At 60.7% G+C, this 21,831-nt stretch carries 12 protein-coding genes; 8 read left to right on the top strand and 4 right to left on the bottom strand.

All coding sequences use genetic code 11. The features are described 5' to 3' along the window. The first annotated feature begins 261 nt into the window (after positions 1-261). The 8 genes from CABTHER_RS05230 (at position 262) to CABTHER_RS05195 (ending at position 14,575) form a co-directional block, all read left to right on the top strand. On the top strand, positions 262-984 hold the full coding sequence (locus CABTHER_RS05230; RefSeq protein WP_014099555.1) for a hypothetical protein: 723 nt from the start codon (positions 262-264) through the stop codon (positions 982-984). Then, entirely contained in the window at positions 981-1,778 is a 798-nt protein-coding gene (locus tag CABTHER_RS05225) for a hypothetical protein (RefSeq protein ID WP_014099554.1), read from the top strand. The genes CABTHER_RS05230 and CABTHER_RS05225 overlap by 4 nt, the downstream gene beginning before the upstream one ends. Beyond that, positions 1,775-2,899: a hypothetical protein gene (locus CABTHER_RS05220; protein ID WP_014099553.1), complete on the top strand. Its 1,125-nt coding sequence runs from the start codon at positions 1,775-1,777 to the stop codon at positions 2,897-2,899. The genes CABTHER_RS05225 and CABTHER_RS05220 overlap by 4 nt, the downstream gene beginning before the upstream one ends. Positions 2,900-2,934: 35 nt before the next feature. Then, a complete protein-coding gene (locus tag CABTHER_RS05215) occupies positions 2,935-3,687 on the top strand; it encodes a hypothetical protein (protein ID WP_014099552.1) in 753 nt (250 codons plus the stop codon). 146 nt (positions 3,688-3,833) lie between these two features. Beyond that, the gene (locus CABTHER_RS15620; RefSeq protein ID WP_014099551.1) at positions 3,834-5,699 is read left to right on the top strand and encodes a protein kinase domain-containing protein; all 1,866 of its coding nucleotides are present in this window, start codon (positions 3,834-3,836) and stop codon (positions 5,697-5,699) included. 182 nt (positions 5,700-5,881) lie between these two features. After that, positions 5,882-6,670 (top strand): pilus assembly FimT family protein, encoded by a 789-nt coding sequence (locus CABTHER_RS05205; protein ID WP_014099550.1) that lies wholly within the window; start codon positions 5,882-5,884, stop codon positions 6,668-6,670. Positions 6,671-6,720: 50 nt separating this feature from the next. Beyond that, positions 6,721-8,448: a PilW family protein gene (locus CABTHER_RS05200; protein WP_187288422.1), complete on the top strand. Its 1,728-nt coding sequence runs from the start codon at positions 6,721-6,723 to the stop codon at positions 8,446-8,448. Between the two features lie 109 nt (positions 8,449-8,557). Next, entirely contained in the window at positions 8,558-14,575 is a 6,018-nt protein-coding gene (locus tag CABTHER_RS05195; RefSeq protein ID WP_148263949.1) for a hypothetical protein, read from the top strand. A 161-nt stretch (positions 14,576-14,736) separates the two neighbouring features. Here CABTHER_RS05195 and uvrB read toward each other — a convergent pair whose 3' ends face one another. The 4 genes from uvrB to CABTHER_RS15615 form a co-directional block, all read right to left on the bottom strand. After that, a complete protein-coding gene (uvrB, locus tag CABTHER_RS05190; protein ID WP_014099547.1) occupies positions 14,737-16,752 on the bottom strand; it encodes an excinuclease ABC subunit UvrB in 2,016 nt (671 codons plus the stop codon). Positions 16,753-16,834: 82 nt separating this feature from the next. Continuing rightward, the gene (locus CABTHER_RS05185; RefSeq protein WP_014099546.1) at positions 16,835-18,004 is read right to left on the bottom strand and encodes an acyl-CoA dehydrogenase family protein; all 1,170 of its coding nucleotides are present in this window, start codon (positions 18,002-18,004) and stop codon (positions 16,835-16,837) included. A gap of 97 nt (positions 18,005-18,101) precedes the next feature. After that, the gene (locus CABTHER_RS05180) at positions 18,102-19,754 is read right to left on the bottom strand and encodes a S41 family peptidase (RefSeq protein WP_014099545.1); all 1,653 of its coding nucleotides are present in this window, start codon (positions 19,752-19,754) and stop codon (positions 18,102-18,104) included. Between the two features lie 60 nt (positions 19,755-19,814). Continuing rightward, the gene (locus tag CABTHER_RS15615) at positions 19,815-21,650 is read right to left on the bottom strand and encodes an HD domain-containing phosphohydrolase (protein ID WP_014099544.1); all 1,836 of its coding nucleotides are present in this window, start codon (positions 21,648-21,650) and stop codon (positions 19,815-19,817) included. Positions 21,651-21,831: the final 181 nt, after the last annotated feature.

The following is a 21,831-nucleotide window of genomic DNA, read 5'->3' as shown; positions in this document are numbered from 1 at the left end:
GAATCAAGGTAATGTCAGACGAGGCCATCGTAGTCAATTTCCCATCTGGATGTCCAATCCGCTTACCTGTTACCAAGCTCCACAGTATCTTGACGCGCGCAACCGGTGATGATGAAAGACATCCGGCAGCCAGTGCCAACAAACGCACGGGGTAGGGACAAAAGAGAACGGAACTGATAAAACCAGCTTCCGTTCGAGCACCAGAAGTGTTCGGAACAACCGGTGTGCTGCGCGGGGTGCACCCAGCCATCAGGTGATGTCATGACCACGCACGATGTGTATCGCCTCAATCTCTCCGCAACGCCGTTTTACAATCGGCGTCTTTTCTGGATGGGATTGTCAGCGGCTTTTGGACTTCTGCTCCTCGCCACGGTTTTCCTGACCCGGCACTACACCCAGTTGCTGGCCGATGAACAGCGCTACGTGGAGCTGCAAAAAGCCTCTCAGGCCACCCACGACCTGGAGCAGGCGCGCCTTACGAAGGTCCGGGAACAGTCCGCCAGTGCCGGGCTTCAGCCAACCCCAGAGCAGGCGCGCGCCATGCGCGAGGCGCTCTATCTTCTGGAGCGGCGGCAACTTTCCTGGTCCCGTCTGCTGCTGCAGATGGAACAGCAGCTTCCGGCGGACATCCGCATTCTGCAAATCGCCTTCCGACAGGACAGTGAGGCCAATCCGGCTCTGAGCCAGCGTTCGCCTGGAAAAGAAACCGGCAGGGGGAACACGGACTCCCCTTTGCCTGTCTCCCAGGAAGTGCCGTTCACCGTCACCGTCCGGGCCCCCAAACCCGAAGCCGTCACGGCTTTTATCCGTGCCTGTGATGAGCGGGGCATCTTTTACTTCGACCCCAATACCCAGGCCGTCCCTTCAGACCAACGGGGGGCTGATGGCCGGCAGGAAGTTGAATTCACCCTCCACGGTCGCTATCGCCCAGGTGGGACGATGCTGGCCACGGGAAGTCCCGCGCCCAAGGAGGTGAAGCGATGAACTGGCTTTGGCGACGCTGGGTTGGCTGGCGCGGCTGGCGCGGGACAGTCGTACGGCAGCGTTATCTTCAGTGGCCCGAATGGCTTGGAATGGCCGTCTGGGTCCTGTGCCTGGCCGGTGTGGTGACGGGCTACCAGATGCTGTTGGAACCGCTCAACCAGCGCTTGAGCCGTATTTCCCGTGAAACCAGCAACCTCCGCCGCCAGACGGAAAACCTGCGGATGGAGCGGCAGCGACTGGAGCAGGAAGCCGCAGCATTCAACGGTGCGATGGAAAACTGGCGGCGCTTTGAACGTGAGTTGCTACGCGATGCCCGTGTCGGGCAACTGGCTCTGATTGACGAAATCAACGCCCTGGCACGTAAACATGACGTCAAGCTGACCGACACGGTGGCCTTTCTGCTGACGGACCAGAACAAAGGCCCGGCGGCGGGTGCCTCCTCCCGTGAACCACAGAACCAGTTCATCCAGAGTTACCCGACCTTTGAGGTCAAACTTGGGATCACCGGCAACTATCGCAACATCCGGCGCTTCATCCATGCCCTCGAACAAAGCCGCCAGTTTCTTCTGCTCCAGCTTTTGAGTTTCACCCCTGGAGAACGTCCATCGCCATCCGGCGGCATGCCGTCGGGTGCCGTGATGGGTGAGAATCCTGCCAACCCAAACGAACTGACCATCGCACTCTCCCTGACCGCTTATTTCCGAAGCGAACCTGGCGCTCCCCTGGGCGGTCCGGTGTCTGCGGCACGCCAGCCCCAGCCGACGGCCGGGCCGTCCACAAGACCACAGCCATGAATCAGACTCAGAAGACCGTTCTCGTCAGCGTTCTGTTTGTCAGCTCACTGGCCGCCTTGCTCTATGTCTGGTTTGACACCGGCGGGACAGAGGCAGCCGGAGTGGCGCCCCTTCGCCCAGGACTGATTCGGGCAACCGACCTGGAACAGGGTAGGACGGACAACAAGCCGGCGGCATCTCCACCGGTCGTTGTGGAAGGTACTCTCGTGCGCATGGCCCGGACCACACTGACGCCGGTGATACCACCTGCCGTACCGGAGTCTCCCCGCAACATCTTTGACTACCTGCCGCCACCACCACCCAAACCGGTCCCACCGCCACCGCCGCCACCAATTACCCTTCAGTCGGTTTATCCTCCGAGCGTCTATGCACGCTCGACCATGACTTATGAACTCACGGTGGATGCCCAGCCTCTGCCGGAAGGCGTGCGTGTCGTCATAGACGGGGAAACCCTGGCGGCGGAGCGCAAGGGAGACCGGCAGTTGCGGGTGCGCCTGACGCCCGACCTGACCGCCCAACCCCGGACGGCCACCGTCCGCGTCGTTGTTCCGGGACAGGAATCGAAGTGGTACTCGAACGATGTCACCCTGAAAATTGACCCCCCACCTAACCCAAATGACGAGTACCGCTACATTGGCATGGTGACCGATGCGGGAGGGCAAAACCCACGCGCGGTGCTGGCCACGACCAATGAATACCAGACGGTTCACCTCAACGAGCCCATTGGACGATTCCGGGTCAAGAGCATCACCAGCGAACAGATCATCGTCGAGGACACCCAACTGCCCGGTGTCAGCCACACCATGCCCCTTTCGAGCGGCCCGGCTCCGACCGGAGGCACTCCCACGCTACCGGTCGGTGGTTCCCCACAGGGTTATCCCACCCCAGGCTACCAGCCACCGCAGAGCTATCAGTCCCCTTACGGGGGGCAACCACCGGTTCAGTATGACGGCACGGGGCAGCCCGTTCAGGGACAGCCCCAGATGCCGGTCAAGCCCATTACCAAGCCCCAGCATGGACAGGGAGGAATACCGGTCATCGTGGGCGACCCGAACAAGCCAATGGATGGTAATGGGCGTCCCCTGCGCCCGTTCAGTCGCCAGCGGCCACCCAACCAGTAACCACAGCGTTCACGCCCATTGGCGGTTTCAGAACCATGATGCGTTGTCGTGCTTTCGGTCAGCTGCGTCACACCCGGCGGCGTCATCGGGAACGCGGCTACATACTGTTGTTTCTCATTTTCGCTCTGGCCGCCATGATCATCCTGCTGACCATGCAGGCCGATACCAGCCAGATCGAGCGCCAACGGGAGCGGGAGGCGGAGTTCATTGTTCGGGGCTGCGCTGTCGCCAAGGCCATTGCGCGCTACAACAATGCCGGACGGATTGCGCCGCTCAACCCCGGTGCCCCCTTTCCCCTGAAGCTCAGTGACCTGACGAAGGAAGTCAACATCAACGGACAACGCCTGCGCCTGCTACGCCCATCTGCCCTCCGTGACCCGTTTACTGGCAAGGAGTGGCGTACGGTACGCATCGGCGACCCGCTCATCAGACGGTATCTTGAACGCTGGTCGTCCTTTACAGGCCAACCGGTGCCCGCCAGCTACGTGGTGCTGACGGCCAGTGTCGTCAATCAGGGCGGCTTTGGCGGCACTTTTGATCCCTCTGGCGGGATGCTCCCCCAACCACCGGGTGAGGATGATGACGGGGACGATGACGATGGATTTGCCTCACAGAGACCGATTGTGGGCGTCGTCGGGAGCATTCCCAAGCCGGCCTTCACAACCGTATTTGGCGAGGATGTCACCTACGACACTTGGCTATTTATGTACGGCCCCCCTGCTGCTCGCCCCGATGGTAGTGTGGTCGTGGGCACCCCCTGCGAGCGCCGGGTGCTGCCCATCCCGTAAACTCACGGTATTTGACTGGACGCTTGCTGCCCCAAGTGTGCTACATGTATAGCTTGAACTAACACTTCAGCCGTCTTCTGCGACCTCCTTTGAGGACGTGGTCTTAACCTCGATAAAATCGTTTATGACCGCTACTGGATTGACCCATGAAAGAGTGTCCCAAGTGCAAACACTGCTTTGAGGATGACCTTGCGGTTTGCCCGCACGATGGGGCCACTCTCACCCAGTCCCTGCGGGGGAGCCGGCTTCTCGACAACAAGTACCAGCTTGAGAAGTGCCTTGGGCGCGGCGGGATGGGGGCGGTCTATCGCGCCAAACACATCCACCTGGGGCGCACAGTGGCGGTCAAAACGTTGCTTCAGGAATACGCCTCCACGGATGCCACCGCCGTCAACCGCTTCCAACGTGAAGCCCGGGCTGCCAACGCCATTGAACACCCCAACGTCGTGCGCGCCCTGGACTTTGGGATCACCGCTGACGGAACGCGCTACATTGTGATGGAGTACGTCGAGGGGCGGCCGCTCAACGAAATCATCGCCCGCGAAGCACCGATGCCGCCAAAGCGCATCCTCGAAATTTTCAGGCAGGCCATTGCGGGCATCGCGGCGGCTCACGATCTGAAGCTGGTTCACCGTGATCTCAAGCCCGCCAACATCATGGTTCACGAGCCGGACGGAGCGAACAACCTGGAGGATTTGGGCCTGGTTTTGACTGATGAACCGGCCCCGACTTCAAAGGCTTCACAAATGACCGTCAAGGTCCTTGACTTCGGGCTGGCCAAAATCCTCAACGATGAAATTCTGGGGGATGACCACGCCGATCTGAAGACCGGCATCATGGGAACGCCGTTTTACATGTCGCCGGAGCAGTGCTCTTCCAAGCCGGTGGATGCCCGCTCAGACATCTACAGTCTGGGGGTGATTCTCTACCAGATGCTGACCAAAGACGTGCCCTTTCGGGGAGACTCCTTTGCCGCCATCGTCTCCGGGCATCTGACCCAGCCCCCGCCAAGTATCCGGGCGCGTAATCCGGCCGTGTCCCCGGAACTGGAAGCGGTGATTCTCCGCGCCCTGGCCAAAAATCCGGCCAACCGCCAGGCGAGCGTCCGCGAACTTCTGGCTGAACTTGAGGCCGCCATTGAACCCAAAGCCCCGGCTGACGCCTCGGCACGGCTTCAGACTTCTCCACGGCTGCTCCTCACCACGCTTCCGGGCAACTGCACGATTGAAGTGGACGGCGATTTTCGCGGCAAATCCGATGCCCAAGGGCGGTTCGAGCTGCGCCTGCCGCCGGGAGAATACCGCATCCGGTTTACCGCGCCGGGCTGGAATGATCTGGCGCGGACGGTCGTCATGGGCAACAGTGACCAAAGCCTGGAAATCCGTCTGACCCACAAAACGACGGTCTTGGCAACAGCTCCGGCAGTGGGCGTGTCCCTGTCGGCCAGTCCGGCTACGGGCAGCTTTGTCCCACCGACCGGCTCACCACCTACCCACACCAGCAAGCTGCGCCCCTCCACCGGGTCCCTGCCGCCACCACTGGCGCCCACTTCTCCTCCGGTCACACCTGGCGCACTTCCGACCTCTGGACTCAACATCGCACTGGATACCCTCCTGACTATCGTGGGTATCCTGGCCGGTCTGACGGCCTTTGCTGCCTTTCCTTCCGATCCGCTCTCGCTCCGCTGGGACAGAACCCTGATGGACGGAACCTCCTGGTGGACCAGCAGTGCGGGTATGGCATCCGTAATCGTCGTGCCAACCTGTCTGTTGCTGGCCGACTATGTTTACCCCTACCGACCGGTGCCCTTCCTGGTGATGGTCTTCAACATCTTCCGGGCAGTCTACCTGATCGTCGTGGTAGGGGGGACAGTCGTGGCAGCCCTCGGCGCGCTGGCCAATCACTGGGAGATGCCCACGCTGGCCTGGTTCGGCATCCGTGCAGTGGCCATTGCGGCTTTGGCCTTCCTTTACAGCCGCGTTGCCGCCCGGCGACGCGCGGTTATTGTTTAGCCTGTTACTTTCAGTAACAGGCCTCCCGGCTGCACCGTAGCCGGGAGCCGGCTTCGCACCTCAATCTGAAGCGATAACTTGTTATTCCGCTTGTTGTTACCTGCCCCATCGAAAGTGCGCAGGCTGTGGCACGGTGTTTGTCTCACCCTGGAGGCAAAACCTGCCACAGCAGGAGGTCCACGATGGCACACAACAGTCGTTGGTTTGGTCGCCGGGAAAGTCGTCAGGAAAGAGGTTTTTCGCTTGTTGAACTACTCACCGTCATCTCGGTGCTTGGTATTCTGGCGGCGATTTCCGGCATTTTGGTTGTTTCCTACCGCAAAGCCGTCGCCGCCGACTCGGCTGGAAGTCAACTGACCGCAGCGATTCGGGAGACCCGCGCCTTGGCAATGGGGCAGCGCAACACCTATCAGATGATTCTCTTCCGTCGGCCGGGTGAAAACTCGGATGGGTATGTCGTCATCCGCTACGTCAACGACGCCCGCAATGTCACGGCTGATGCCACCACCTACACCACGACGGCGACGGTGGTGAGCCGCAACAGCCTGCCGCCGGACTACCGTTTCAAGCGTTTTACAGAAAGCGGGACGGGTGTGCTGACCCCGCCGGCCACAGTCCTGAATCTGCCTGAGCTGCCGTTCGACAACAACACCTTTACCTTTCTCACCGACCGCTGCGGCGTGGACATCGGCATGAGTGGTGATGAAAGCGCCATTCTGACCTTCAAAAGTGATGGCTCCATCATCAACACGCCACCCACGGCTGATCCGACTTCAAACCTCAAAAATGTCCCATTCAACGGTACCATCTTTCTGAGCTGTGAGCTTGGCTCTCCTAGCACCCGCAGCACCCAGGCCCGCGCCATCACCATTTTTGGACTGACGGGGCGGGTGCTGATGTGGAAGAACGCCGGCGGCAACGCCCCGGGGCAGGGCATCTGGGTCAGCGGCGACCGCCAGGCAACGAGCTGAATCTCCATACGAAAGCGCACTCTTTGAAGAGCCACCTGAAAGCCATGTGTATGACAACCTTGTGGATGTACGGAAAGTCACCTGTGGGACAGCTTCAGCCGCAACCGCGTCCGGGAGTCTCTCTCCACTTGGGTGCAATGCAACCTCCCTGCCGCCTGCAAGGGTGGTCACGCCTGCAACGCCGGTCACCGCGGCGGGCTGTCATCCAGGCCGGTTTTTCACTCGTCGAACTGCTTGTCGTGGCCGGCATCCTGACGATTGCCATGGCCGCCGTGATGGGCACGCTGTCGCTGGCGCTTCAGACCAACCGCAATAACTCCGCGCTGGTCGAGGCCAACAACAACGTCCGGGCCGTCATCAACTTCATCAAAAACGACCTGGACAACGTCGGCGAACTGCCGTTGACGAGTGTGTTCTTCGCCACTCCGGACCCTAACCCCCGCTTGGGTGCTCCGGCGGTTTATGTGCGCCGGGGCTTTTTGGAAGCACGCGGTTTTCCGGTGGGTTCCGAGTCCCAAGCACAAGCACCTGACCGGATCGGTGACGTGCCTCCCCTGCTGAATGACGGGACCCTCGATACGAGCTGCGACATCCTGTCACCGATTCAGGCCTGGACGACGGTCAGCCATGGTGCTCTTTCACAGGGAACGTTTGCCTCCCCGGCCCTCGTCGCCAATCAGGGTTACGCTGATACAGAGGGAACTCCAGCCGCAGAGCGGTATCCCAACCTGCGGCTTTATCCCGGTGCCTGTGACCCGACGGAAGTGGCAACGGCCTACGGCAATGGTAGCCACCAGCTCATCACCCTGCAGGTCAATCCAGTGCCGGTCGCTTTGCGTGTGTCGGTTCCCGACCCCGCCAACCCCGGCAACAACATCGTTCAGCAGCAAATCTTCCCGGTTGAAGCCACCTTCTCGGCCTATGCCCGGTTGGACGGAGGTAATCTCGTTCTAGAGCCGGAGCGGACCACGTCTTCGGACCCAGATTATGGTGGCAGTATTCCGGTTGGAACCCCTGTTAACCTCAAACCCGACCGGGTCGCCCCCAACGCCGTTAAGAACAGCAACCCTTTTGTCAACCCCAATGATCGCCTGCTGGCACCACGGTTGCGCCCATACGTGGACACCCTGCTGCTGACGTATCAGTACACGCCGCCCGGTGGCGGTGGCTCACCGCTTCCCACGTCCACCCTCAATAACTTATCGGCTCCCACGACGCTCTGCGTTCTCGGACTGGTGACCGGCATCCAGGACAACGACATCGTTCTGGCCGACAATGATCTGGCCGGTATCAATCCCAGATGGTCCGACATCATTCAGAGCGGCGTCCCGGTCACGATCACGCGCATGCGGCTGTCGCACTACTTTGTTGGCTGGGATGGGGGTGACAGCGCACCCGTGTTGTACTGCCGGCAGGGGGGACTGCTGTCGCCGCTGGCCTTTGACATCGAGAATCTGCGCTTGAACTTCACCCTGGTGGAAGAGGGCGCGGTGCGCGCCGACGGCACCCCCATTCAGGGTTCTATGTTCAATACCAACGACATCGGTGGACCGATTCCCCTCCCCAGCGGGGCAGACCCCACCAGGAATCCGGCTCGGACGCCCCTGACAACCAAAACCCAGGTGCGCCTGGTGGAATTGACGGTGTACGGACGAACCGGTGAGCGGGAGCGCGCCCTTATCAGGGCCGATGCAGCCATCCCGGACGCTTTCAACCGGGGCTACTTCCACGTCAGTGAGCGCACCACCATTGGGTTACGCAACCTGGTGCCACGATAAAACCAACCGCTCTGGAGCAAGCTGCCCCAGAGGGGCTGCAAACCCTGCGCGACACGACAACTAACCCCAACGCCCTTGCGTGAGACCTTTAGTGAGGATGAAATTCGCCATGACCCCACACTTTGCCCGAATCCTGCGTCATAAGCATCGTTATCAGGAACGCGGCGTCGCCCTGGCTATCGCGCTGGTGCTCCTGGGTGTGCTGCTGGTCTTTACGTCGGTCTCAGCCACCCTGATGACGACGGAGGCGCGCCAGACGGCAGCCGACTACCAGAAGACCCGGACGTTGTACGCCGCAATTGCCTATCTGGAAACCATCACGGCGAACGTCAACCGCATTCTCTCGCGGTCGCCCAACATCACCGCTGATGACCTTGGGCCGACGGGCATCACGAGCAATCTTCCGCCGTTTTTCACCGAGGCCGGACAGCCGCTCTACACCTTCACGGCGGATACACCGTTCGTCCCACCGGGCGCATCGTCAAACACCACAGTGACGGTCAACGACGCCCCATTCAACGGGATGACGGCCCTGCGCCGCCAGTTCGTGCTGGGCGCCTCGGCGCGCGCCACCAACGCCAACGAAGAAGCCCGCCTCATCCGGCAGGTCAACTTCTACCAGATTCCGGCGTTTCAGTTTGCAGCTTTTGGATTTGACTGTCTTCAGGTGTCACCCGGTCCGCAGTTCTATCTGGGTGGACGCACACATGTCAACCGCCACCTTTACCTTGGGGCGGGCAACCGGGCGTGGTTTTTTGGTCCGGTGACGGTTGCCGGTGAAGTTGTCTCCCGGATCACGCCAAGCAACAGACCCCGTGCGGACCACTCCTGGGTGCTCGATCCCAACCGCGAGCCAAGGGACTCTTCAGCAACGGACGAGGAAACTTTTGCACGGGAACTGGCCGACAGCGTCACCCGCCCCATTACGCCCAGCCTGCCCCACGGGAAGGGGCCGGGGGGGTACTCGAATAACCCTGAAGTATATCGCGTTGCGCCGGTCAACTGGCTCATTAACGACATCAACCTTGCCGTCGGTACCGGATCAGGTGCCCCGGTTGGCGCCGGGCCGAACAATGGCGGCGTTGGTACCCCCTGGGGCATCACCAACGGTCATTCGCCAGGCAAGCAGCGTATCGTGCCACTGCTGCTGCCGACCCAGACCAACGGCTTCAACGCCATCGAAATCCTCCGGCGGTCCAATCCCAACGAAAACCGGGAAGTGCTCCGTAACTCACGTTTCTTCGAGGGACAGGTTTCGGCGCGCGCCTGTACCATCCGCATCCTGCTGGATGATGACTTGGATCACTTCCCGCCGCCGCCGGCCGATCGCGGCGGCGTACCCGCGTATGACCTGGAAGCCCTGTCCAATCCCAACACGCAACTCTTCAAGGACTTCTGGCTCGATGACAACCCCAACGTCGTGCAGTTTGATCCCCTTGGAGGGAGTGATCACCCGGACCAACCCGCCAGCGTACTTCCGGCCGGAAGTGGCGGTGATCCGCACAAGTACAACCAGAGTGACACACTGGTAAAGGCCAACGGCCCCCAGCGGCGCGTGCTTCCGCCACAAACCAATCTGGTGAACCAGCAGGCCGATTTTCAGACCAGAGCCGACAACACTGTAGATACCACGCAGCGGAAGCGCACCTACATCAAGATTGAACTGCTGGTCAACAACAACCCTGCTGGAGACCCCAACATCTTCCCTGACCGGTACGACATCACGCCGCATATCCTCAACCTGGGGATTACAGCGGGACCCATCCCGGTGCTGCGCGATTTGCCCGCGGCCAACCTCGCGGCCGGACAGCCCGAACCGGAAACGACGTATGCGGCCGTCTATGCCCTCAACGATGGCGGCAGTGTCTCGCGGCTTCAGAATCAAACCAACTTGCCGCGCAACTTCCTGCCATTTCTCTCGGAAAGCGACCCCGACACGCCAAGTTTCATTGGGCGTTTTGTGCAGACACTCAGCCAGCAGCCGCCGACGGTGGCGATCAGCAGCCCCGTCGGTCCTGTCAACCAGCGCGTCACCTACTGGTATGAACCCAACAGCATCCTGACGCTTCAGCGGACGATGCTGCCCTTCACACCGCAGACCAACGTCAACATGGCGAATGCCGACCCGCCGCAGGTGGATGACCGCGGACGGCCGGTCATCACCACCGAGATGGCCTCCCTGCAGGGGCGGCTGGACAACAACGGCAACCCGTCGTCGTCCCACACCAACTATCCGGCGCGCCTCAAGAGCCTGCTCGCCAAGCCGTATTTCCGCTTCACGGATGACTTCGACAACCGCAGCTATATCAAGGGGTCCTATGACATTGGCCCCGATGGCCAACGGGACACGGCCGACGACATGTTCCTGATGCCCAACCCGATGAAGAGCGACATTCCACGGGAAGAAATCTTCAACGGGGAAAACAGCAGCGGCGACAAACGGCAGGAGCGGTTCATCCGGCGGGTGCGCGTTCGTGCGGCCCGACTTCAGTTATCGGGTACTAGGGTTTCGCCTTCCGGACTCCATGGCACCAGACCAGCCATGCTGATGCCGAATTTGGATACTCCAGGGGATAACCCAACCTATACAGTATCACCGGCTGGTATTCTCCTTGGCTATGAGACCAGCTTCAACCAGATTATGCGCTCGCCGAACTTCTGGACGAATGACCCGGCCAGCCCGGAGCAGGTCCTGCGTGTCGAGCGCCAACTCGTGCGCCTGCTGCGGAACTTTGTCTTTCGGCCTGGCATTCCCGGCTTCTATGCCATGCGGCATGACAACCTGGACATCCTGGGCAATCCGGTTGCCCCTGGCGCCGGTGCCAACAGTCTGGGCGACGGGATCCTTGACAATGACCTCGACTACCTGAACCAGGGGCCGGCAACCTACCCAAACACCCCTCCCAATGCTTACATTACCGGCCCCTACACCCCAACCTTCAACCGGAACCTCAACACGACGGCGACGGATGCACCCGCTGCGGGTGAGCCCCCTACGGGCTATCCGGGAACTGGGCCGGCCGGCACGATTGATCTCCAGGAAATGACCCCCTTTGCCAATGTGGCTGACCAGCAGCTTCTGGCGAAGTGCCTGTTCAACCCGACGGGGCTGACACCCGACGAGCAGGTCCGGCTCTTCCCGCATCTGCTTCGGGTGGCGCCAAACTTCACGGTGAACTTCCTCCAGACCCTCCGGGGAGCCGAACTTGGCACACCCGGACGCTCCACTGATCCCTCACTGGGCAACGTCGAAGGCATTGGCGACTTTGCCACAGCCCAGATTCCCGGCACGCCTGAAATTGCGCGCGAAAACCTCACCTTTGACTGGAACGGTGACGGCATCATCGAGCCGCCCCACTACCCGTTCGAGAACCAACGAGTGGACCTGAACGGCGTCCGCCGGATTCCCGACGATCAGAACGGTGAGTGGTTTTTTGGCGATGGTGATACCGATGACCTTGGTGAGCAGATGAGTGCCCTGCCCCGTCTTGTCGCCACCACCAACCCGGGGGACCAGGGAGTGGCCCGCATGGGCTACTCCCCGGAAAGCAACATCAACTCGCTGCTGCCTTCAACCCTGCGGGTGCTCCACACGCCGCCGGCAGAGAACAACCTCAACCGGATTGCCCGGCGGGTCACTTCAATGCCCATTGAGATCATCTTCTGGGAAGCCGATCCGAGTGATACGGACCCCAACTTTGCGCCACTGCCTGATCCTGAAGGGGGTTTGGACACAGTGCTCAACCAGGCCGATCCCGGCAGCAACGCCACCCTCTTTCCACCCTCTAACCGCTTCACGGAAACCGGGGAGTTTCAGAACTGCTTCCGCATCAAGGTGCCGTTCAACACCTTCCTTGGTAAGACTAATCCAGTGAACATACCAGGGGTAGGTAACAATCTCCGTTTCAACGTCCGCGAAGCCGTCGGGATCATCTTTCAGCATCCCCTGGCTTCACGGGTTTATCCCAATGCGCCGGGGATAGATACAACCAATATCGGTCCAACTACACCGGGACTGGATGGGGTGACTTCTCTGCCTGGCAGCCCCGGCGCTGGCACCCAAAACCTCAACCTCGAAACCCAGATTGGGCGCCGTTTGGGGCTGAGCGATGCCAACTATGCTTTCCCCGGTCATGCTTATATCGCTTTCGCACCCAACCCGGACAATCCGCAGTTGCCGCCTAAAAGCAACGCAACACTCATCCCACGAATACGCATCGAGATGGACCGGGCCTTCCCCATCAACGTCTATGATCAGCGTGAGGGGCGGCACGTCAACCGGCGCTATGGGTTCCAGGGTATTCCCTCGGCATCGGATTACTATAACAATAACACTGGGAATACCAGCAGACCGAACGGCATTGTGGAAACAGTCTGGCCGGTCTGGCCTGGCGGCTCGCCCAGCGGCGGACCGCTTCCTGATGACCAGCGCATCCTGGCCAACATGGTTTATCGGCTGCCGATGCCCAGTCCCATTGCCTATGAGCGCCGGGGGTTGATGAACCTCACCGAACTCAACGTGGGTAACCTCAAGCGCCTCTTCCGGGGCGACTTTGACAACTTCCTTGATATTGTCGAGACAAAAACATCGGCGCTGACACGAAATATCAAGGGTGGCTTTACCACTGGACGCCCCCGTCAGCTTGACCCTGCCCGAGGGAAAATCGATGTCTCTGACAATGGCTTCATTGTCTATTTCTCGGACCGGCGGGGTGACTCCAACAACGACGGCATCTATGACTTCAACGACGTCTATGGCGAAAACAACATCCTCAATGCTCTGGATGACAGTTGTGAAACCGATCCGGGGATGGTCAGCGATCCGCAGCAGGGGGGGATCATGGTTCCCTTTGAAAGAGTTGCCAATGGCCCCGGTCCCAAACCCGGCGACGGACGCCTCCGGCGCGATGTAGAGTGTGAAACCCAGCCCAACTTTACACCCACGCTGAATCGGCCGGCCCGCTCCGGGGAAGCCCCCCATGGCGCCGTGCCGGTCAACGACGGGTACGAATACTTCGGCGGCTCCGCCAATCCGAACGCGGACACGGCCGGGACCGGGCATGGCGTCGTGGCGCAGTTTACCCGCTACACCTACACCCCCAACCCGGATGGGACCCGCACCATTGCCAGCCGCCTCTTCGGCATTGCCTATCCCTCCGCTGTTTTTCCGACTTCATTGACCCCTGCGGTCAACGAAGGCGCCGGCATGCGCACGTGGCGCATCGTGGACAGCGCCAAGACCGGCCGTATCCGGGCTTTCCGGCGGGCACTACGGATTGTCAATGCCATGGACATCCCACGTCTCTTCGTCAATCGCCCGACCGGCAACGGACGCGGCTTCACCGGCTTGACGGTGGTGACAGAAAACCCGTCATACCTTTATGGCAACATCAATGCCATCGGGGTGACGGAAAACTTCCAGAACAACAGGACCTGTCTCAACAGCCGTATCCCGCGCGGTGGTCCCACACCGTCGGAGAACTATGCCCAGACCGGCAATGCCAACGTTGCCACGCGGCCACCCGATGACTGGTGCACCAACCCGCTCGAACCCAATGATCCGTTGCTGCACGGCTCGATGGGGATTTACTCTGATGCGACTTCCATTCACTCCAACGGCTGGTCGGACGGAAGAATGTTTTTGACCGGGTTCAACTACCTGTATCGCCCGCAAAATTTCACTCTCGACCGCATTGCCGTTCGCACCACCGTCAAGGCGGCTTGGTTGACCGGCGCGCCCCGCACCGGTGCCGGCAACAACAACCAGACCGGACAGGTGCAGAGGAGCAACAACGATGACCCTGACCCCGAAAACGACATGGATTTTGACAACAACACCGACGGCGGTCTCCACAACTTCCCGCGGTTTGCTGAAGACTTCGGGGGCACCAGACACAGCCGCAACTTCAACTACAACGGCTCGTTCATCTTCCAGTTCTTCAGCCACCAGGGGAATGGGCCGTTCCTCATCGGCGGAGACGGCAACTACACCCCGCCCAATCCGCGCAACTGGAACTTCGATACGGCCTTCCTCGTGCCGACCGGGGTGCCGGCCGGAACACCGTTCTTCTTCTTCTACAAGAACGGCAGTTACCGGCAGGTCTTCCTCGAAAACAACCCGAACTGACCGGACTGCTCACTAGGCAGCCGCAGCCGGCGGAGCCACCCACGCGGTGGCTCCGCTTTTTTATTCCGATAACAGCAGAAGCAAAGGGTGTTTCCGGGGCTGGCCGGCAGATCGTCGCCTGCCGGCTGGACAAACCAAGCCGCTTTCAAGCCGGGGCGCTTTCAGGCCGGGCAGCTTTCCGGCTGGCTTTCGGCAGCGAACAGTTGTCTCGACTTGAGGTACTTGATCTTGTCCCGCAGGGCTGCGGCTTTCTCGAACTCAAGTGCCCTGGCCGCAGCGCGCATCTCGGCTTCGAGCTGTATCATCGTGGACTCCAAGCGTTCCGGCGTGTACGCCTCAAAGGCAGAAAGATCAAGCGGCGTCTTGAAATATGCCGCCTCGTGGGCCGTCACCAGGGTGGCTTCGACCGGCTTGATGACCGTACGTGGCGTGATGCCGTGCTCCCGGTTGTAAGCTTCCTGAAGTTGGCGGCGGCGGGCAGTGATGTCTATAGCCCGGCGCATGGATTCGGTTATCCGGTCGGCGTAGAGAATCGCCTGCCCGTGGACGTGACGCGCTGCCCGTCCAATGATCTGAATGATGGACGCTTCGCTGCGCAGGAAACCTTCCTTGTCGGCATCGAGAATGGCCACAAGGGATACTTCCGGCAGGTCCATCCCCTCGCGGAGCAGATTGACGCCGACAAGCACATCGAAATCCCCCCGGCGCAGATCGCGGATGATTTTGATACGTTCCAGCGTCTCGATGTCTGAATGGAGATACCGGACGTTGAGGCCCACTTCGGTGTAATAGTCCGTCAGGTCTTCGGCCATTTTCTTGGTGAGCGTCATCACCAGTGACCGCTCACCACGCGCCGTTCGCTGGCGGATTTCACCCAGCAGATCGTCAATCTGCCCCCGCACCGGACGCACCAGGATCATGGGATCAAGCAACCCGGTCGGACGGATGATCTGCTCGACGACTTCCCCGCCCGTGCAGGCGAGTTCGTAGGGGCCAGGCGTTGCCGAAACAAACAGCACCTGTCCGACCTGCTGCTCCCACTCGGCAAAATTCAGCGGACGGTTGTCCAAAGCACTGGGAAGCCGGAAGCCAAAATCCACGAGGGTTTGTTTCCGTGAGCGGTCGCCAGCGTACATCCCGCGTACCTGCGGGATGGTCTGGTGGCTTTCGTCCACGACGATCAGCGTATCTTCCGGCAGGTAATCAAACAGCGTTGGCGGTGGCGCTCCCGGCGGCCGCCCGGTCAGATGCCGGGAGTAGTTCTCGATGCCGCGACAAAAGCCGAGCGTCTTCATCATTTCCAGGTCGTACATCGTCCGTTGGCGCAACCGCTGGGCTTCCAGGGTCTTCCCCTGGGCCAGCAGGACAGCTTCCCACTCATCGAGTTCCTGCCGGATGGTCTCGACAGCGCGCTGCACAATCGCCTTGGGCGTCACGTAGTGCGACTTGGGATAGATGGGATACTTGTGCTCAATCCGCTCCAGGGTTTCGCCGAGCAGCGGGTCAAACAGCTCCAGCGTATCCACCTCATCCCCCCAGAAAGTGATACGGAGCGCCTGTTCGGCATAACTGGGATGGACTTCCACCGTGTCGCCCCGGACGCGAAACGTGCCGCGCGCGAAATCTTCGTCATCCCGGTCATACTGCAACTCGACCAGGCGCTCGATAAGCTTGTTGCGCCGCAGCGGCTGCCCCGGCTCGACGAAGCAGATCATCCCGAAGTAGGCATCCGGGTCGCCAATCCCATAAATGCAGGAGACCGAAGTGACGATGATGAAGTCCCGGCGCTCGAACGCCGCCCGGGTGGCCGCCAGCCGCAGGCGGTCAATTTCGTCGTTGATGGTCGCTTCCTTCTCGATGTAGGTGTCGGTGGAAGGCACATAGGCTTCCGGCTGGTAGTAGTCGTAGTAGCTGACGAAATACTCGACGGCATTGTGGGGAAAAAAGCTCTTGAATTCCTGGTAGAGCTGCGCCGCCAGCGTCTTGTTGTGCGCCATGACGAGCGCCGGGCGCTGGAGTCGGGCAATGACGTTGGCCACGGTGAAGGTCTTGCCGGACCCTGTGATGCCCAGCAGCGTCTGGTATTTGGCGCCAGCGCGAAAGTTGTTCGTCAGCGTTTCAATGGCCGCTGGCTGGTCGCCACAGGGGGCGTAGGGCGCAACGAGTTCAAACGGCATGGGACAGAAAAACGTTGGGCCACGACGTGGAGACGCGCCGCCAGCGGGGCGTGTCTCCACGGGAAAAACAGGTCAGGAACCTTTACTTGAAAGCCTGAATGCCGGTCACTTCCGCACCGATGATCAGCGTGTGGATGTCGTGCGTTCCCTCGTAGGTCAGGACGGATTCCAGGTTGTTCATGTGGCGCATGACCGGATATTCGGCGCTGATGCCATTGGCCCCCAGGATGGTGCGGGCTTCACGCGCCACATTGAGCGCCATGGCGACGTTGTTGCGCTTGGCCATGGAAATCTGCGCCGGCGTCACCTTGCCGGCATCCTTGAGTTTGCCGACGTGATAGGCCAGAAGCTGGGCCTTGGAAATTTCGGTGATCATGTCGGCCAGCTTCCGCTGCGTAAGCTGGAAAGCCGCAATCGGACGGCCAAACTGGATGCGCGACAGCGAATAATCCAGCGCCGTCGTGTAGGTGGCCAGCGCCGACCCCACCGCGCCCCAGGCGATGCCATAGCGCGCCTGATTGAGACAGGACAGCGGCCCCCGCAGCCCTTCCACGTTGGGCAGCAGGTTTTCCTCCGGGATTTCGCAATCCTGGAAAATCAGCTCGGAAGTGATGGAGGCCCGCAGGGAGTGTTTTTTCTTGATTTCCGGCGCACTGAACCCCGGCGTTCCCTTCTCGACCAGAAAGCCCCGGATGCTGCGGGCATCCGCGCCGGTTTTGGCCCACACGACCGCAACATCGGCAATGGAGCCGTTGGTAATCCACATCTTGGCCCCGTTGAGCTTCCAGCCGTATTTGGTGCGCTCCGCGCGCGTCACCATGTCACTTGGGTTGGAACCGTAGTCCGGCTCCGTCAAACCGAAGCAGCCGATTTTCTCGCCCTTGGCCAGCGCCGGCAGCCATTTCCGCTTCTGCTCCTCTGTGCCGTAGGTGTAAATCGGATACATCACCAGTGAGCTTTGTACGGAAGCAAAGCTGCGGATACCGGAGTCCCCCCGCTCCAGTTCCTGCGTGATGAGGCCGTAGGCAATGTTGTTGAGGCCCGCGCAGCCGTATTCTTCCGGCAGCGTGCAGCCGTAAAAGCCCAGTTCTCCCATCGGCTTGATGAGTTCCTGTGGATAGACGCCCCGTTCATAGCAGTCCTCGATGATGGGCAGAACCCGCTCGCGGACGAACTGCCGGGCCACGTCCCGGATTTGCAGCTCTTCGGAAGAGAGCAAACTGTCAATGTTCAAAAAATCCTCTTTTGGCATGAGTTCGGGTATAACTCCTTTCAAAACGTGGTGCCTGTCGCACAGAGGCCGCTGGCGTCGCTTTCCGGTTTTTTTCAGGTCCGGTTGGAAACCGGTGCTAGCGGCGTTGTCCGGTCTCAGTGAGGAGCCAGGCCCGCTGGGCCAGCTCAACAGCCTGGGGCACCGCCTCAATTGCCCGCAGAAACTGCGGGTCGGTCATAAGCTGGACGCGAAAACCGGCTTCTGTGCCGTAGGCCGCTGTAACCAGATGTTGGCGAAGCTGGTTTCTGACGAAATCCAGATTGGGCGTGACGGCACTTTCCAGCGTAGCAAACTGGGCCTCGCTTTTCAGAAATTCCCGAAAGGCCGCCACCACCTTGTCGGTGATGGGAAAGTCACTGTCCCGCAACTGATGCCGGTAGTCCGTCCGCTCGATGCGGTAGTTTACCAGTCCCGGCACGAGGCCTGCGGCCAAATGTCGGGCAAAGGCAAAGGTGGCGTCGGAAAGTCTGGACTGCACAGCGGAGAAGGTTTGTGGCTTGACGATGATGTCCGGGGTGATGCCGCCGCCGCCATAGACCGTCCGCCCGGCATCCGTGGCTACGGCCTCGCCCGTTGGCGTCTCTTCCGGGGACTGGTGCGCGTAGTAGGCATAGAGCAGGCCGCTGGTGTAGGACCGCTGGATACAGCGTCCGCTGGGCGTGTAGTACTTGGCCGTGGTCAGCGTCAGCCCTGCTCCGAAGGGCAGCTCGAACACGCGCTGAACCAGCCCCTTGCCAAAACTCGGCTCGCCGACGATCAATGCGCGGTCGTGATCCTGCAACGCGCCGGCGACAATCTCAGAGGCCGAAGCCGAACTGCGATCAATGAGCACAACGACCGGCTTTTCAAACGGAGCCGTGTTCTTCGCCCGGTACTCCCGCGCTTCCTCGCCGCTGTACCCCTGGCGGCCCCGGACGGACACAATCTTCTGGTCACGGCGCAGAAAGACATCCGCCACACTGACAGCCTGCGGAAGCAGACCGCCCGGATTGCCCCGCAGATCGAGCAGCAGGGACTGCATGCCCTGCGCCGTGAGTTCGTTCATGGCCCGCCGCAGCTCATCTTCCGTCGTGGTGTTGAACCCGCCGGACAGCGCAATGTAGCCAATGCCGGGACGCACCATGAAGGCTGTCCGAATCGAGGGCAGCGGCACAGCATCACGAACGATGGAAAACGTGAGCGGTTTGGGAACACCCAGCCGTTCAACGGTAATCGAGACCGGCTCACCCCGCTCGCCCCGGACTTTTTCAAGTACCTGCCGGGTTGTCCAGTCGGTTGCTGGTTCATCATCCACTTTGATGATGGCGTCGCCAGCCCGTAGCCCAGCGCGGGCTGCCGGAGTGTTTTCGATGGTCGCCAGGATGTACACGCGGTCGTGGCGGCGCGCAATCGAGACCCCGATGCCGTAGAAGCGGCTGTGCTGCTCGGTGCGCATCTCCTGGAACTCTTTGCTGTCAAAGAAGTTCGAGTGTGGGTCCAGAACCCGGAGCATGCCCTGGATGGCGGACTTCGTGAGCTGATCCGGCGGCGTTGCGGCAACGTAGTGCGTCAGGATGACTTCCTGGGCTTCCCGGACAGAACGCTCAAGTTCAGCGCGCTGCTGATGTTCCGGCGGGCCAAGCTGGCTTCCCCAGCCGAAGGCTGTCCAGCGCATCAATATCCCCCCGGAGACGGCGGAAACGACCATCAACAGCAGGGCCAGGCGGGCGAAATGACGGTGGAAAAACATAGGCAACACACCACTGAGAAGCCGTGCTGAAGCACGCCCAACAACGTAGCCCAGAGTATATCAGGCTTTTCCGGCTGCCAGAGCCACCTGGTAGCCATGAATGACCTCGTCCAGCTTGCCGGCCTTGAGCGCACTTTCCAGGGCCGCCACCACACTCGGGTCATAGCGTGTTCCGGCAAAGGACCAAATCTTCTGAACGGCCACTTCCGGCGTCATGGCCCGCTGGTACGGGCGATTGGTCGTCATCGCGTCGAAGGTATCAGCCACGCTGATGATGCGCGCCATCAGCGGTATCTGGTCGCCCTTCAGGCCGAGGGGATAGCCCCGCCCATCCATGCATTCATGGTGGTAGTACATTCCCGGCACGTACTTTTTCATCTGCGGGATTTCCGCCATGATCTTTGCGCCCTTTTCCGGGTGTGTCTTCATGATGGTGTACTCTTCCTCGGTCAGCGCCGCCGGTTTCTTCAGAATCCGGTCCTCGATACCGATCTTCCCGACATCGTGCAGCAGTGCCGCCACCTGAATATCCTCGATTTCCTCCTGGCTCAGCCCCATATGTTCGGCCATGAGCACGGAGTACATTTTCACCCGCTCGGAATGTCCACGGGTGTAGGGGTCTTTGCCGTCAATGGCTTCGGCCAGCGCCTTGACCGTTCCCAGGAACAACTCCCGGTTTTCGTTGACCGCAAACCGCAGGTCGTTGATGTACCGCTGGATTTGCTCAGCCATGGCGTTGAAATCTTCGGCGAGTTGTCCGATTTCGGAGCGGCTGCGGACGGCGATCCGCCGCGCGAAGTCGCCCCCGGCAATGGCCCGTGCTCCGTGGGCTACGGCGGCAATCGGCGATGTCACCCAGTAGGCCAGCAGGATGCCCACCCCAGCCGCCACGAGGGCGGTCACGAACGTCAACACCGAAGCCTGCCAGATCATGGTCGTCACGGATGAGTAGGCCGCTTCCTCGTTGATGACAGCAATCACCCCCAGTGGCAGCTCGGGCGCAATCAGCGCCGTGGCGCAACTGCCAAGCATCGGGAGCCGATCATTGCCCAGGCGAATCTCGAACGGCTCGGCCAGCGGCGCGGACACATCAATGGCGATTGTGTCCTGCCACTTGGCGACAATCCCCCAGTCACTGACGTTCGTCGGCGTATAGACCAGCGCCCGGTCGGGATGCGCCAGGATGCGTCCCTGCTGGTCAACCAGAAACACCACGCGGCTGCCATTGCGCAGCAATGCTTCGTTGTTGAGGTTCCCGCTGGCAGAGGTGACGTTGACGAGATTGAAGATGGGTTCCAGACTGACCACTGCCAGGACAACTGCCGGCTGGTAGGACTGATCGGAGGGGGCCGCAGCCACCTGCAGAGGATGCGCCAGCACGATGGCAAACTCATTGCTTGAAGGGATGTAGCGCGGCGTGCTGACGTAGGTGCGGTCGAGCCGGCGGCTCACGGCCTTGAGCGCCTCACCGACCGTGTCCCGGACCTCCTCACCCAGAATTTTTTTGGAGTCCCACTGCGCTACCAGCCGGGTGTCGGCTTCACGGCTGCGGGGCGCAATGCCCAACAGGATGAGATTGGCATCATCTTCAAGAAACTGGGCCAGTTGCCGATTGCGTACGCTTTCGGCCTGCTGGAGCAGCACATCAGCACCGCCAACCGCTTCGAGGGTGCGTGCGATGCCGGCAATCTGATGGCGATACCCGCCAATGTAGGTTTGCAGTTCATTGGCCACCAGCACCACCGAGCGGAGCTGTTCGGCGCGCTCATTCAACCGCATGGACTCACGCCCAATACCGATCAACTTCCAGCTTATGGCCATCAGGGGAAGAATGGACAGGGGCAGGATGACCGCCAGAAACGTGTACAGGATTTTCGTAGGCTTCTTGAGCTGCATCGGAACACCTCGACGGGTGCGTGGGGACTAACCAGCAACAGCAAAAGCGGCTTTCGTGGGACGTAGCTTTGATGCCAATGTCGTTGGGGCTGGAATGTGAGTATTCACCGTGCTTTTGTTGTTCGCAAGTCGGGATGACACCCGAAGGGCACGCGGGCAAGCTGTAAAAAACTGTCCCGGG

This window comes from Chloracidobacterium thermophilum B, assembly GCF_000226295.1.
GTDB lineage: Bacteria > Acidobacteriota > Blastocatellia > Chloracidobacteriales > Chloracidobacteriaceae > Chloracidobacterium > Chloracidobacterium thermophilum.
Note: the sequence above shows the minus strand (reverse complement) of the source record. Positions and strands in the feature narration are given on the sequence as shown.